This window comes from Flavobacterium sp. LC2016-12 (assembly GCF_015351595.1).
Taxonomy (GTDB): Bacteria; Bacteroidota; Bacteroidia; order Flavobacteriales; family Flavobacteriaceae; genus Flavobacterium.
Genome location: NZ_JADKPT010000001.1, coordinates 783,780 through 797,956 on the forward strand (window position 1 = coordinate 783,780; position 14,177 = coordinate 797,956).

The window sequence follows — 14,177 nt, forward strand, 5'->3', positions numbered from 1 at the left end:
CGTTTCCAGAGTCTTTCAAGGAGGAATAATTGCATAATGTCTTGCTATTAGTATAAAAGAGCTATAAAATTAGCGATCTTTTACTAATACGTTATAAGTAGATATACCTGATATTAAGATTTTTGTAATTACGTATCGAAGTACTTTGGGTATAAAAAAAATCCACATCATAATTTGATGTGGATTTCACTATTTTTACTCTATAAATTAATTATCAGAGAAATTTCCAATTTGCTGTAAATGGCGTTCTGTTTGGTATTTATTAAAGTTATTCCATTTTGGCGGAGAACTTGTTTTTTGTCCGTACATCGAATCCAGACAAACATTGTTGTCTTTGTATTTATCATGTAAAACAGCCAGAATTTTAAAGAAAAATTCGTCTAATAATACAATCTCATCAAATTCAGATTTTAAAGTATTATAATTTTCATCTGAAGGATTTAATAGCTGAAGTAAAGTTAAAACTTCGTTCTTTTCTTCTTCATTAATTTCAGTTGCATAACCCATTTTCAAGGTTTTGAAAACAAGATTATTCCACGCTTTACTGTCATGACCCCACTGAACATCAGGAAGGTTTAAAGAATGCTCACAAATTAAAATAATTGAGAAAAGTACATCATTTAAATATTCTGCCGGAAACTCATCAAAACTTCTGAATTCGAAACCGCTTTGGTACATTTTTTCCTGATTAAAATCAAGACCTACTTCTGAAAGCATTTCATATTCCATTTCAGTTTCAATCTGATCGCGCCACCAGATGTTTTCTTCTTTTTCGAATTTCAGTAGTTTTCTAAAATTGTCTACGTTGTAAGTTAGAATTTTACCTTTTGGCATTGCTTTGTTATAAGTTCCAACGCCTATGTAACGAGACATTGCATTACGCATAGAACCCAAAGTAAACTTTTTATCCAGACTGTATTTGTCACTTATCACGCCCATAATATCAGGACTTCCAAGAGTAGCTATGAAAAAAGGTTCAAACCATTGCAATAAATAAATTGCATTGGCGTGTGTTTTTTCAAACTCAGTATAATCAACAATTCGGCTGTCTTCAGTCAATGAAGGTAATGTAATATGAAAATGGTAGGTTCCGTTATTGAACAACACCAGGTTTTCCTGATTGGTCATGAACATATTAAGTCCGTTGTTGTAATCTGGGAAATTTAATTTTCCATTCAAAACAGATGATTCATTGATTTTATCTAAAAACAACTTTTTAGTTGCTTTTAATTCTTTGCAAGAATCAGCAATTGTTCTGTTTTCAAAATATTTGGTTACAAATTCGATAGAATCGCCATCAAAATGTACAGATCCCATTGTTTTGTTACGTTGGGTAATCATACTTTGAATATTATATGGCTGATCTTCAAGGAAAAGTTCCATGATCGATTTTCCAAGATATTCAGGATTTTCAATTGGTTGTGCACTTACTTCACCAGTTGCGGTATCCATTAATGGTTTTATAGGAGATAATGTTTTATGCTGATAATTGATGTCCAGTTTTTCAAGCGAATGACTGTTCATCATTCGGCTCACTTTATAGCTTTCTTTTGAATTAAAAGCTTTTTTCAAAACAGGGGCTAAGCTTTCTGGTTTGTAGCATTTTCTATAGTCGATACTGTATTTCTCAAAGCCAATTTTTTCTTGTATAAACTCACCAGAAACTATTAAGGATTCTTCAAATTGCATGTAGGTTTCGTTTTCTAATCCAATTCCCCAATAATATTTTTTTGTCTGATTGTCTTTCATTTATACTAATTTTCTTTTTATGGTTGATAATATTTTAAAGTTGTTTTTTTATTCGCAGATACAGATCTAATTAGTTAAAAACAGAGACAAAGAATCTTTAACGGATTGCATAAATTGTTGCTTCCATTAAAAAAGTTTTATTCGACTTTTAGAATTTTAGAAATGTATTTTAGTTTTAGGAATTTTGCACTTGTATCAACTGAATGACTGATAAAAAAGTAAGATTTTATAAAGGGGCTTATAAAATGCTAATAATCATTAATTACTTTTATATCAATAATTTAAGCAGATGAATAGCCTAATTGTACTTTTTAGCTATTCCTGTTTTTTCCAAGTTGCAAAAGTAGTCTTTTATTATGTTATTTCCAAGTAGTTAACACGCTGAAAATCAATTATTTTTTTGAATGTTTGACCAGGAGGTTTGTAGACTTAATTTACTCATGATAGTAAAACACAAAAGAGGAATATAATTCATCATTCCACCAGTCTTTTCTTACTTCTGAAAAGTAATTGTAATTCAGTTTTCCCGCTTGCGATTGCAATGGATAAATTACAATATCATTTTCACGATATGCTTTATGTAAATCTGTTTCCGGAACCACAGGAACAATATGTCCCGAAAGTCCTTTTTCTCTTCTTTTGGCACAAATTATTCCAATACCGCCATTTTTATTTACTTTCTTTTGAATCTCATCTGCCGTATACATTTTCTCCCAGCCAAAATTAGGCCCCCATTCAGCAAACCAATCGGTTATGGCACTCGAGTAAATTCTGTCTACGGTTTGCTCAAAAACAGCTTCGATCTCTTGTCCTTGTGCTATTTTTTCAAGAGATTCCTCTGTCCACCAAACTGTAGGAAGATATACTTTGGAGAAGTAACAATAATCGTAAGAATAGACGTTGCAATATGTATCTTCTACAGTTCGCTGATATCTAATACTATTTTCGACATCAAGTTTATTAATAAGTCGGGAAATACTTTCTTTTTTACTGACAACATTCGTCAAATCTCTATAAGGAATAGTAGAATCGCTAAGCGGTGTTTCCTTCATTTCCATAGAATCCAAGCGAGATTCCGGATGGGGTAATAAATCGGCTTTTTTTATTTGAGGGTATGTAGTTGGAGTATTTTCCAGAGGTAACGATGCTACCGTTTCTATATGTTTTTCCATTTTGACTTCTAAAAATTAATTGACTCAACAGCATAAAAATTGAATAATCACACCGTTTTCTGTCAGCTAAAAAAGTAAATATAACAATTTAAACTTTCTGAGGAATTTTGACAGCAGAAAATAGTAGAAAAATAACAGATTTTAAGTTTTTTCAAGGCGTTATACAAAAAAATCCTCTCTCTGCATTTCCATATCTGACAATTCCTTTGCAAAACCTTCACTGTTTTTTATCAGCGCAATTCTGGGACTTTTTACAAACTCAATAAGACTAAAATTAGACAATTTGATAACTAATTCATTGATTTCGTTTTCTTTTCCGGTGGCCTGAAAAACAGTATAATCCCTTTCGATGGAAACTGCTGTGATATCATATTTTTTTAGGAAATGAATTAGATTATCCTCATATATAGTGGCTGTTGGCACTTTAAAAAGAGTAATCTGTTTCCAGATAATTTCTTCATTAGTATTGCAATAACATTTATACACTTCAATGATTTTTTCGATTTGAGGTACTAAGTTTCGAACTACTTCGGAAGTTTCTGTTACTACAATTGTATAGCGGGATATGTGATCAACTTCACAAGAAGAAAAGTTGAAGCTTTCTATTTTAATTTTTTTTCTTGAAAAGATTAAAGTGATTTTTTGAAACAATTGTATTTGATCTTCGGCATAAATTGTAAAAGTGTATGGATTTTTCATGGCTATTTCTTGTGAGTATTTATTAATTGTTAGGTTTAATTTTTTTCAAAAAAAAAACCTTTCTCGTTTTGACAGAGAAAGGTTTTTATTATGCAATAGAATCCTGACTCGTCATGTGAGACGAATAATAATAATTGCGATAATACTATTTGTTGTTACGTTTTTCATAATGGTTTAAAATCAAAAAGACCTCCTGATTAAGGGAGGTCTTTTTAAATTATATCTTCAAATATATTTATATAACACCTCGCTGTAGACATTTAATAATGGCTACACTAATAATAATAGAGATGTTACTATTGTTTTTCATTTCTTTTTGTGAGTTGCAAATGTATTGAATTTAAATCAGCTTTAATAAAAACAATAATAAAACTACGGGAGGCTTTTAAAATAAGTTTTTTAGTTAAATAGTACTGTTGTTAATTTTTTGTTAAAGTAACAACAGTATTTTGTACTAATTGGTACAAAACAATATCTTTGCTACGTAATTAATTCAAAATGGCAGGAAGACCTAAAATATTCGATGAACAGGAAGTGATTTCAAAAGCCGCTCAGGTCTTTTGGGAGAAAGGGTATGAGGCAGCTTCTGCAGAAGAGTTATTAAAGGCTATGGGAATTGGTAAAGGAAGTTTTTACCTTTTTTTTAAAGGAGGAAAAAAAGAACTTTACGAAAAATCATTGCAACAGTTTGCTTCTAACTTACTTTCGAGATTGAGAAAAGAAATTTGGGAAAGCGAAAATCCTTTTGAGTATTTGAAATCCTTCTTTCTTGAACTTTCAGACAGTGCCAATATAAATAAAGCAAAAGGATGTTTCATGGGAAATGCTTTGGTTGAAATGGCAGCAAAAGATGAATATACCGCAAAAATAATAGCAAAGCTTCTTTTTGAATTAGAAAAAATATTTGTTGATGTCGTTCAGACCAGTAAAAATAAAGATCTCATCAAGACGGATAAAAGTGCTGAACTTATTGGAAGTCACCTGCTTAATTTATGGAACGGAATTAATATCACCAGACGAATGAATATGGATGATACCTCGTTGGCAGCACTTATAAAATTTAATCTCGAAATAATAGAATAACTTTTTTTAATCAATTTTGTACTGATTAGTACAGAATAAATTTAAACTTTTTACATCATGAAATACAAAATTTTTGGACAGAAAACCGGACTTAGAGTATCGGAACTGGCATTAGGAACAGGAAACTTTGGAACACGTTGGGGACATGGTTCAGACGAAGAAACTTCAAAAAACATTTTCAATAAATACATTGAAGCAGGAGGAAATTTTATTGATACTGCCGATGGTTATCAGGTAGGGCAATCTGAAGAAATCCTCGGAAATCTTATAAAAGAAAAGCGTCATGATTTAATACTTTCTTCTAAATTTTCTACAGGAGGATCTACATTATTGACTACCGGAAACAGCAGAAAGAATATAATCCATTCTGTTGAACAAAGTTTAAAACGTCTGGATACGGATTATTTGGATATTTACTGGGCGCACCTTTCTGATGGACAGACACCAATTGAAGAGATCATGAGAGCGATGGATGATTTAGTACGTCAAGGTAAAATTTTATACACCGGATTCTCCAATTTTCCAGCCTGGAAGATTGCAAATGCTGCATTGCTGGCAGAAATTAGAGGATGGGCTCCCGTTGCGGGAATACAAATAGAATACAATTTAATTGAAAGAGGAGCAGACCGAGAATTATTGCCTATGGCAGAATCATTAGGTTTGGGAGCAGCATTTTGGTCTCCATTAGCAGGAGGAACTCTTACCGGGAAATATCGTTCAAATTTGAAAGATGAAACGTCAAGACAACAAGCGTGGGGAGGAGCTTTATTAAAAGGTGAAACCGGTAATAGAGAAACAGAAATTTTAAATATGCTTGAAAAAATTGCTAAAGAAAAAGAAACCAAAATATTAGATATTGCTTTAGCATGGTTAAGACAAAAACACGACAATAGCGGATTATCTACAGTGACAATTTTAGGCCCACGAAATGAGCAGCAGCTTGCTGATAATTTGAATTCACTAAATGTTACACTTTCCAGTGAAGAGATTGAAAATCTTAATAAAATTAGCACAATTGATTTAGGATATCCACATACCATGATTTCAGAAAACCAGGCAAATATATTTGGAGAAAGTACTGGATTAGTAGAAGTAAAACATAAAGTTTAGACAAGATATAAGAGAAATTCACGATAAAATAGAATGAAAAGAAAAAAATGCTAAGCGAAGAGTTTAGTATTTTTTTTAAATTTGTTAGAACGCTATCGAAAGTAGTTACGTTTTTTTTCCTTACTTTAAATGAAATTTTGATAGCAATGTAAAAGGAAAATCAATTGCGAGATAAAGTCCGGAGGAAAAATACTGAAAAAGCTAAAAAGGAATTTTTAAATTTATAATATGAAAGCATTAGTTATTGGAGCGACAGGTTCAACAGGAGAATTCCTAGTTGACGAACTGCTAGCAGATGCAGCTTATACATCAGTTACTGTTTTTGTTAGGAGATCTATTGGAAAGCAACATCCAAAGTTGACAGAACAAATTATCGATTTTTCTAATATACATTCTTATAAAGATCTAATAGTTGGTGATGTCTTTTTTTCTTGTTTGGGAACAACCCTTAAAGCTGCCGGATCAAAGGAAAATCAAATAAAAATTGACTTTGATATTCCTGCAACGTTTGCAAAATTAGCAAAGGAAAATGGTATTAAATCGTTTGTTTTGTTATCTGCTTATGGAGCTTCGGCACAAAGCAAAGTTTTTTATTCTCAAATAAAAGGAAAATTGGAAGATAAGATTGAAGAACTTGGTTTCCGTCAGTATATTATTTTCAAACCCGGATTACTTTCAAGAGTTGGTACTGATCGATTTGGTGAAAAAATTATGGATAATCTTCTAAGAACAGTCAACGCAATAGGTTTGTTTAGAAAGTTTAAGCCATTACCAACAGAACTTTTGGCAGAGAAATTGGCAAAAGCACCAAAAGTATTGCCAATAGGGATTTCTATTATTAAACTAGAAGAAATTTTTAGTTTATAAAAGATGAGGAATATCAAAATGAGAAGATCTTATCATTTTGATAGGTGTATGAATATATGATAAAAAAGTTCATTTTATTGTAAGTAGTGTATAAACAGGTATTAACGCTAGTGTTTTGATTACGTCATCATTCATGGTATGTCGTTTGAATCTAATGTTTTGTATTTCTAATAATCAAACATGAAAACCGAGCAACGTATTACAGATTCTTCAGGCATAGATTTTCCGTTGCCTGTTCTTATCGCGCACAAAACAGCTTTATCACAGAATAGTACAATTCCAGGAGAGTTATTAGATTTTATAATTGAAGTGGCCAACGCGCACCACATTTTTTGGGTCAAAGAAATTTGTGATACCACATTATCTTCTGCTATTGCACGTGGCACAGGTATCTCAGGGCGTTCTCCTGAATCGTTAGAAACAAAAATAAAAAATGGCGATGCGGTTATTGCTTTTGCATCAGATGGAACATGGGCAGGTTTTTCTTTTATATCTTCTTGGGAAAATGGCCGGTTTGTCTCTAATTCCGGATTGATTGTCGCTCCTCAATTTAGACACACAGGCCTTGCAAAACGAATTAAAAGAAAAACTTTTGAATTGAGTCGTCAAAAATATCCTGAAGCAAGTATATTTAGTCTGACTACCGGACTGGCAGTTATGAAAATGAACCACGAACTAGGTTTTGAACCTGTTACTTATTCAGAATTAACTAATGACGAGGTTTTCTGGGAGAGTTGTAAGTCTTGTGTAAATTGCCCTATTTTAATGAGTAAACAAAGAAAGAACTGTTTATGTACGGCGATGAAATATGATCCTGAAAATGGATAAGAAAATGCATTTTTGAAAGTACTGTTCTTCTTTTTCAATTATGCGTAAATAAACCTATAACATCAATCTTTGGTGACAGCATTTTGTCATCTCAGAATAATATTTAATAATTTTCAATGGTGCTTTTTGATCCTTTTCAAGAAACACCATTTTTTTGTTATATATCACAAATGGTATTCAAAATTAGCGAAATGTAGTTACAGGAAAAATATGTATATTTGATTAATTGCCTGATAATTAATAATTTGTAATTACGGTGCAATGATTGCTCAGTTTTTTAAGCATCAAAAATTAAGCTGATCTATTACTAAAAAATGACACTATAGTAATTAGAGCTTAAGCTTTTAATAGTCATTGACAATACTTATAATTTTTTTAAATATTTAATCTTATGACAAAATCAAAATCCATAATTCTTATTCACGGAAACTTTGTAAACAATATAAGCTGGGCAAAGTGGAAAACGCATTATGAACAAAAAGGATATACCGTTTATACACCAGCTAATCCGGGACATGATGGAAACCCTGCAGCTTTAAGAAAACAGGTACATCCTGAACTAGTAAAAACAGGTTTTATAGATGTGGTTGACAACATTGCACAACTGATAGACAGCTTACCTGAAAAACCATTAGTTATTGGACATTCTATGGCTGGAATGGCGGCGATGAAATTGCTAGAATTAAATAAGGTGGCTGCAGCTGTAAGTATAGATGGTGCACCGCCTAAAAATGTATTTCCTCCAGTACAAACATTAAAATCAGTTATACCGGCATTTGGCTTTTTTTCTGGTAAAAAGTATTTTATGGGAAGCCGTGAATGGTATGATAAATGTTTTTTTAATACGCTGCCAGAAAGTGAAAGAGCAGATGCTTTTGCAACGTATGCAGTCCCTGAAAGTTATAAAGTAAGCCGTGAGTTGGTCCTAAATTCTTTTTCTAACATTGATTTTAGTACATCACACGAACCGATTCTATTTATAGGAGGAGGTAGTGACAATATTTTTCCACCATCCCTTACAACAACTTTAGCAAATAAATACAAAGACAAAAAAAGTCGTGTAGACCTGAAGATTTTTCAAGGAAAAAGTCATTTCATCTGTGGAGAAAATGGATGGGAAATAGTGGCCGATTATATTTTAGACTGGTATGAAAAACTATAAAAGTGAATTCAATTTAAAGTGATTAATAAACATTAAAAAAAAGTAAAATGAGTACGATTACAGTTAAAGACGGAACAGAAATTTATTATAAAGACTGGGGAAAAGGGCAGCCTATTTTCTTTCATCATGGTTGGCCATTATCTGGAGATGATTGGGATGCACAGATGTTATATTTCCTTGATCAGGGATTTAGAGTAATTGCGCATGACAGACGCGGACACGGAAGATCTACACAAACCTATACAGGAAATGAAATGGATACTTACGCAGCTGATGTAGCAGAACTTACAGCATTTTTAGATTTGAAAGATGCCATACATATCGGACATTCAACCGGAGGCGGAGAAGCCATAAGATATGCTGCAAAATATGGAAGCAGAGTTGCAAAAGTAATACTTATAAGTGCAGTAACCCCCTATATGGTTTTGAACGATAATAATCCAGACGGAGTTCCTATAGCAGTATTTGATGATATCCGTTTTAATACAGCCAATAACAGACAACAGTTTTATCACGATATTACTTTCCCGTTTTACGGATACAATAGAGAAGGAGCTGATATAAAAAAAGGAATTCAGGATAATTGGTGGCGTCAGGGAATGAATGGAGGAATTAAAGCACATTATGACTGTATAAAAGCATTTTCGGAAACGGATTTTACAGAAGATTTGAAAAGTGTGGATAAGCCTGTTCTTATACTTCATGGGGAAGATGATCAGATTGTTCCCTATGTTCCGACTGCTTTAAGAGCTGCTAAATTGGTTAAAAACGGAAAACTAATTACTTATCCCGGTTTATGTCACGGAATGCCAACGACAGATGCAGCAACTATTAATGCTGATATTTTAGCATTTATTAAACCGTAAGAATCAGATTTAAGTAAAAAAAATTGTAGAAAAGGAAACCGCAGTACTAAATTCTTATAAATTTACTATTGCGGTTTATTTATTGGTTTGCTTTTCGAGTTTTAATTTAATGAATTCACTCCAATTTCCATCTTCTGATTGAGTTAACCATTTGCCAGTAATTAAGGTATTTTCATCATTTATCTCTCCGGAAAATTTAAGGCCTTTACCTTGTATGTCAAATTCATTGTTGATTATCGAGCTCTTCATTACACCATCTTCACCTTTTGAATTGAAATAGTGCATTTTAGCAAAATCTATTGAATTATTCAACAATGCAATAATTTCAAACGTTTCACTTTTTTCCGTTCCCATTTTTACAGCTGCTTTGTGCAAAATGTAATTTCCTTTGAGAATCAATTCGTAGCTGTCAATTCCGGTCAATTCCAGTTTTTTTTGATCAGATGTAATGATGCCAGAGGTTTTCCAAATACCCAGAAGCTTTTTAAAATTGCTATTTTCTATGTTATTCATTATTTAATAAATTTAGTAAGTACTTCCTTAAAGAGTGGTGTTTCTGCTTTTTCCAGCCATTCAAATGCGAGCATATCAGGTGTGATTATTTCCGCTCCGTTTTTACTCATTCTTTCGAGTGCTCTTTCTTTGTCATTTGGATTTCTCGTTCCCACAGCCGAATCAAGTATAAAAACCTGATAATCCAATTCCAAAAGATCCAGAACAGTTTGCTGTACGCAAATGTGTGCTTCAGTTCCCGTTACAATAATTTGCTTTCTTCCCTTTTGTATCTTATCGATAAGATTTCCTTCGCGAACAGCAGAAAAATAAACTTTTGCCACAATATCTTTTTCTTTGAATTTATCGCGTAATACAACTGGTGTTGTTCCTATTTTATGAGGACAATGCTCGGTGAGAATATGCGGAATTCCTATTGTTTGTGCTAAATCTACAGCCCATATCACACTTTTTATTACTTCTTTATTTTCGTGAATTTTAGGTAATAATTTTTCCTGTACATCAATAACAAGTAAAGTAGAATTTGATGGTAAAATCTTCATAGTCTTAATTTTACATTAAAAGGTAGTTCAATCAAATTTACAAAAAACCAGACTCTGGATCTAATAAGTTTTTAATTATTAAACAGCTTAATTGTTCAATATCCTTTTAAAATTGGTTCCATTCTATAAAGTGGAACGCATTTTTTATCTCTGATTAATCGTACAAAATATTTATAAAATATCTTTATGTAATATTTACTAGTAAATATTCCTGATATAAACTTAAAATCAATTTATTATGAAATTTATTAAGCTATTTAACGAGGGCGAAATAATGAAATTTGTTATAATAATTTTATTGTTTTTCGTCATTTTGCCAGGCTGCTTTGCACAAGGCAATAAATCAAAGCCCAATATTTTAATCATTTTTGGAGATGATGTTGGACAGACAAATATCAGTGCTTATTCTTTTGGTGTTGTTGGTTACAGAACTCCAAATTTGGACAAGCTAGCCAGTCAAGGCATGATGTTTACAGATTACTACGCCGAAAATAGCTGTACTGCCGGAAGATCTTCCCTAATTACGGGGCAAAGTCCGAAACGTACTGGTTTATCTAAAGTTGGTATTCCGGGTGTAGCAGTTGGGCTCCAGGATCGTGATATTACAATTGCCCAGGCTTTAAAACCATTGGGTTATGCAACAGGTCAATTTGGAAAGAACCATTTGGGAGATCGTGACGAATATTTGCCAACGAATCATGGTTTTGATGAATTTTTTGGAAACCTATATCATTTAAATGCAGAGGAAGAGCCAGAAAGACCATACTGGCCCACAGAGAAAGACCCGCAATTTGTTAAGCAAAATAGTCCACGTGGAGTATTGCACACTTTTGCAGGTGGAAAAATAGAAGATACAGGACCATTGACTAAAAAAAGAATGGAAACCATTGACGATGAAACAACAGCTGCCTGTATCGAATTTATCAAAAAACAAAAAGAGGGTGGAAAACCATTTTTTACCTGGATGAATTTTACCAGAATGCATGTTTTTACACACGTTCGTGAATCTATGAAAGGACAAAGCGGAATGGTAGGAAATGAGTATGCTGATGGTATGATTGAAATGGATATGAATGTTGGTAAATTAATGCAAGCCTTAGATGAATTAGGTATTGCAGAAAATACTATTGTTATTTTTAGTACAGATAATGGTCCAAATCAATTTACATGGCCTGATGCCGCGACAACGCCTTTTAGAAGTGAAAAAGACTCTAATTGGGAGGGAGCTTTCCGTGTTCCGGCGTTTATCCGCTGGCCAGGAAATATCAAAGAAGGTTCTGTATCTAACGAAATATTTTCGGCACTCGATTGGTTTCCAACGGTCCTTGCTGCAGCTGGTGATACCACCATAAAAGAGCGTTTATTAAAAGGAACTTCTGTAGGAGGCAAACAATTTAAAGTTCACCTTGACGGTTATAACCAATTGGATTATCTGACAGGAAAACAGCCAAAAGGGAACAGAACTGAATTTGCTTATTTTAATGATGATGCAGAAATAGTTGCCTACAGAGTTGGTAATTGGAAAGCAGTTTATCGAGAAAATAAAGCGCCAGGTGGTTTTGCCGTTTGGTATGAACCTTTTACCACCTATCGTGTTCCTAAAATCTTTAATCTCCGCATGGACCCATATGAACGTGCCGATGTTGTTTCAGATCAATATGACGATTTTAGAGTTAAAAATTCTTATATAATGGCTGACATGACAATTCATGCGGCTAAATTTCTGGAAACTTTTGTCGAGTATCCACCAAGCCAGCCACCTGCAAGTTTTAGTTTAGATCAGGTCGAGCGAGATGTGGCGAAAAGAATTGAAGAGAACAAAAATAAAAGTAAAGCTAAGAAGTAATTGTTTCAAACTTGTTAATGATGAAAAAGTCAAGATAATTGTATTATTATCTTGGCTTTTTTTATTACTGATGAAGTTTTACAAATAATATTACTTAGAAGATAGATCAATTAAAGAAAGCGTAATTTTTCTTCTTCAATATCCAAGTAATACATTTGTCTTCTAATTATGGATTCGTCTAAAGTTTTATCTTTCTTATTTTTATCGATCAGCCATTGTCTTTGTTCGTTTAACAGATCGAGATAAATAATTTTAAGTTCGTCGCCAATCGATTCGTCATCTATTCCGTTGCTGTGAAGTTCCCATTTTTGAATGAGATGCTGCAATGGTGTATTCTCTTTAACCTCTCCGCTATAATGTGTTTTTAGATAATTTATAGCGTGTTCTGCTAATTCTTTTCGTACTGTATGATAAGCTTCCTCACGCGGAATAGGATCATAAATGTCCGTAAGATTAATTTTTCTGATAAAATAAGGCAACGTTAGTCCCTGAATTACCAAAGTCAAAAGAATAACAATAAAGGTAATAAACAAAATAAGGTTTCGTTGCGGAAAACCATTTCCGTTATTCAAATAAACAGGTATTGAAAGTGCAGCGGCCAGGGAAACAACACCCCTCATTCCGGTCCAACCAAGTATAAAAGGTGTTTTTATACCTGGATTCCTTTTATCAGCCACAGTAATGAAGTTTCGGGCAATCATTGTTACTACTACAGCGCCATATGAAGAAAGCATTCTACTTACTATTAATACAAATGTGATAAGTACTCCATAACCAATAGCAGAGGGAAGGCTAACGTCTTCAAGCCCTTTCGTAATTTGTGGAAGATCTAGTCCAATTAACATAAATACGAATCCGTTTAATATAAAACAGAGGCTCTCCCAAACATTTACACCGCGTAAACGAGATTTACTGGTAAGAAAACGATGTCTGTTATTTGATAAAAGCAAACCTCCACTTACTACAGCCAAAACCCCGGAACAGTGAACTTCTTCGGCAGCCAGGTAAATGATATATGGTGTAAGAAGCGTCAGAACAATATCTGCATTGGTATCAGTGGGTAAATATTTATGGGCTTTCATAAAAAGCCATCCAATTAGTAATCCTATAGAAACTCCGCCAATAATCATCCAGCTAAAACTTGTGGCAGCCTTAACAAATATAAACTGTTCTGTTGCAACCGCAATCATGGCAAATCTGAAAATGATTAAGGAAGACGCATCATTCAATAAACTTTCGCCTTCCAGAATAGATGAGATTGCTTTTGGTACTTTAACGAATTTCAAAATAGCACCCGCACTTACTGCATCTGGGGGAGAGATAATTCCACCCAAAACAAAACCCAATGCCAATGAAAAGCCCGGAATAAAATAATTAGCAACAAGTGCTACTGAAAGTGCAGAAACGAAAACGACAACAAAAGCAAAGCTTGTAATAATTCTGCGCCAACGCCACATTTCTTTCCACGAAACGGTCCACGCTGCTTCATATAATAATGGAGGCAGGAATATAATAAATATGAGTTCAGGTTCGATATTAATTGCAGGCACGCCGGGAATAAAACTAATGGCCAATCCTGCTAATACCAATAAAATAGGGTAAGCTACTTTTACTTTATTGGCTATCATGATCAGCAATAAAATAACAATTAATATACCAAGATAGAAAGGAAAGTTATCAAGCATTCTTTTAATTTATAAAAGGAAAAAATTAATGTTGTATTTAACTACACCGTCTGTT

Annotated in this window: 13 protein-coding genes; 7 read left to right on the forward strand and 6 right to left on the reverse strand. The window is 33.2% G+C overall.

Going from position 1 to position 14,177, the window contains the following annotated elements; genetic code table 11:
- Positions 1-207: 207 nt before the first annotated feature.
- The 3 genes from IRZ99_RS03285 to ilvN form a co-directional block, all read right to left on the reverse strand.
- Positions 208-1,749 carry a hypothetical protein gene (locus IRZ99_RS03285; protein WP_194655903.1) on the reverse strand — a complete coding sequence of 514 codons (1,542 nt, stop codon included), beginning with the start codon at positions 1,747-1,749 and terminating at the stop codon, positions 208-210.
- Positions 1,750-2,183: 434 nt separating this feature from the next.
- A complete protein-coding gene (locus IRZ99_RS03290; protein WP_194655904.1) occupies positions 2,184-2,921 on the reverse strand; it encodes a hypothetical protein in 738 nt (245 codons plus the stop codon).
- A gap of 159 nt (positions 2,922-3,080) precedes the next feature.
- A complete protein-coding gene (ilvN, locus tag IRZ99_RS03295) occupies positions 3,081-3,620 on the reverse strand; it encodes an acetolactate synthase small subunit (protein ID WP_194655905.1) in 540 nt (179 codons plus the stop codon).
- A gap of 498 nt (positions 3,621-4,118) precedes the next feature.
- On the opposite strand from ilvN, the gene IRZ99_RS03300 reads away from it, so the two are divergent.
- The 6 genes from IRZ99_RS03300 to IRZ99_RS03325 all read left to right on the forward strand — a co-directional run bounded on the left by IRZ99_RS03300 (position 4,119) and on the right by IRZ99_RS03325 (position 9,536).
- On the forward strand, positions 4,119-4,703 hold the full coding sequence (locus tag IRZ99_RS03300; protein ID WP_194655906.1) for a TetR/AcrR family transcriptional regulator: 585 nt from the start codon (positions 4,119-4,121) through the stop codon (positions 4,701-4,703).
- Positions 4,704-4,760: 57 nt separating this feature from the next.
- Complete coding sequence (locus IRZ99_RS03305; RefSeq protein ID WP_194655907.1) at positions 4,761-5,813, forward strand: aldo/keto reductase; 1,053 nt, start codon at positions 4,761-4,763, stop codon at positions 5,811-5,813.
- Between the two features lie 228 nt (positions 5,814-6,041).
- Positions 6,042-6,680, forward strand: coding sequence for an NAD(P)H-binding protein (locus IRZ99_RS03310; RefSeq protein ID WP_194655908.1), 639 nt, complete (start codon positions 6,042-6,044; stop codon positions 6,678-6,680).
- Between the two features lie 180 nt (positions 6,681-6,860).
- Positions 6,861-7,508 (forward strand): GNAT family N-acetyltransferase, encoded by a 648-nt coding sequence (locus IRZ99_RS03315; RefSeq protein WP_194655909.1) that lies wholly within the window; start codon positions 6,861-6,863, stop codon positions 7,506-7,508.
- Between the two features lie 391 nt (positions 7,509-7,899).
- Entirely contained in the window at positions 7,900-8,670 is a 771-nt protein-coding gene (locus IRZ99_RS03320; RefSeq protein WP_194655910.1) for a carboxylesterase, read from the forward strand.
- A 47-nt stretch (positions 8,671-8,717) separates the two neighbouring features.
- On the forward strand, positions 8,718-9,536 hold the full coding sequence (locus IRZ99_RS03325) for an alpha/beta fold hydrolase (RefSeq protein WP_194655911.1): 819 nt from the start codon (positions 8,718-8,720) through the stop codon (positions 9,534-9,536).
- Positions 9,537-9,611: 75 nt separating this feature from the next.
- On the opposite strand, the gene IRZ99_RS03330 is transcribed toward IRZ99_RS03325, so the two are convergent.
- Together IRZ99_RS03330 and IRZ99_RS03335 are read right to left on the reverse strand one after the other, a co-directional pair.
- A complete protein-coding gene (locus tag IRZ99_RS03330; RefSeq protein ID WP_194655912.1) occupies positions 9,612-10,049 on the reverse strand; it encodes a hypothetical protein in 438 nt (145 codons plus the stop codon).
- Complete coding sequence (locus IRZ99_RS03335; RefSeq protein ID WP_194655913.1) at positions 10,049-10,591, reverse strand: isochorismatase family protein; 543 nt, start codon at positions 10,589-10,591, stop codon at positions 10,049-10,051. The genes IRZ99_RS03330 and IRZ99_RS03335 overlap by 1 nt, the downstream gene beginning before the upstream one ends.
- A 238-nt stretch (positions 10,592-10,829) precedes the next feature.
- On the opposite strand from IRZ99_RS03335, the gene IRZ99_RS03340 reads away from it, so the two are divergent.
- Positions 10,830-12,437, forward strand: coding sequence for an arylsulfatase (locus tag IRZ99_RS03340; RefSeq protein WP_228519002.1), 1,608 nt, complete (start codon positions 10,830-10,832; stop codon positions 12,435-12,437).
- 110 nt (positions 12,438-12,547) lie between these two features.
- On the opposite strand, the gene IRZ99_RS03345 is transcribed toward IRZ99_RS03340, so the two are convergent.
- Complete coding sequence (locus IRZ99_RS03345; RefSeq protein ID WP_194655914.1) at positions 12,548-14,122, reverse strand: Na+/H+ antiporter; 1,575 nt, start codon at positions 14,120-14,122, stop codon at positions 12,548-12,550.
- Positions 14,123-14,177: the final 55 nt, after the last annotated feature.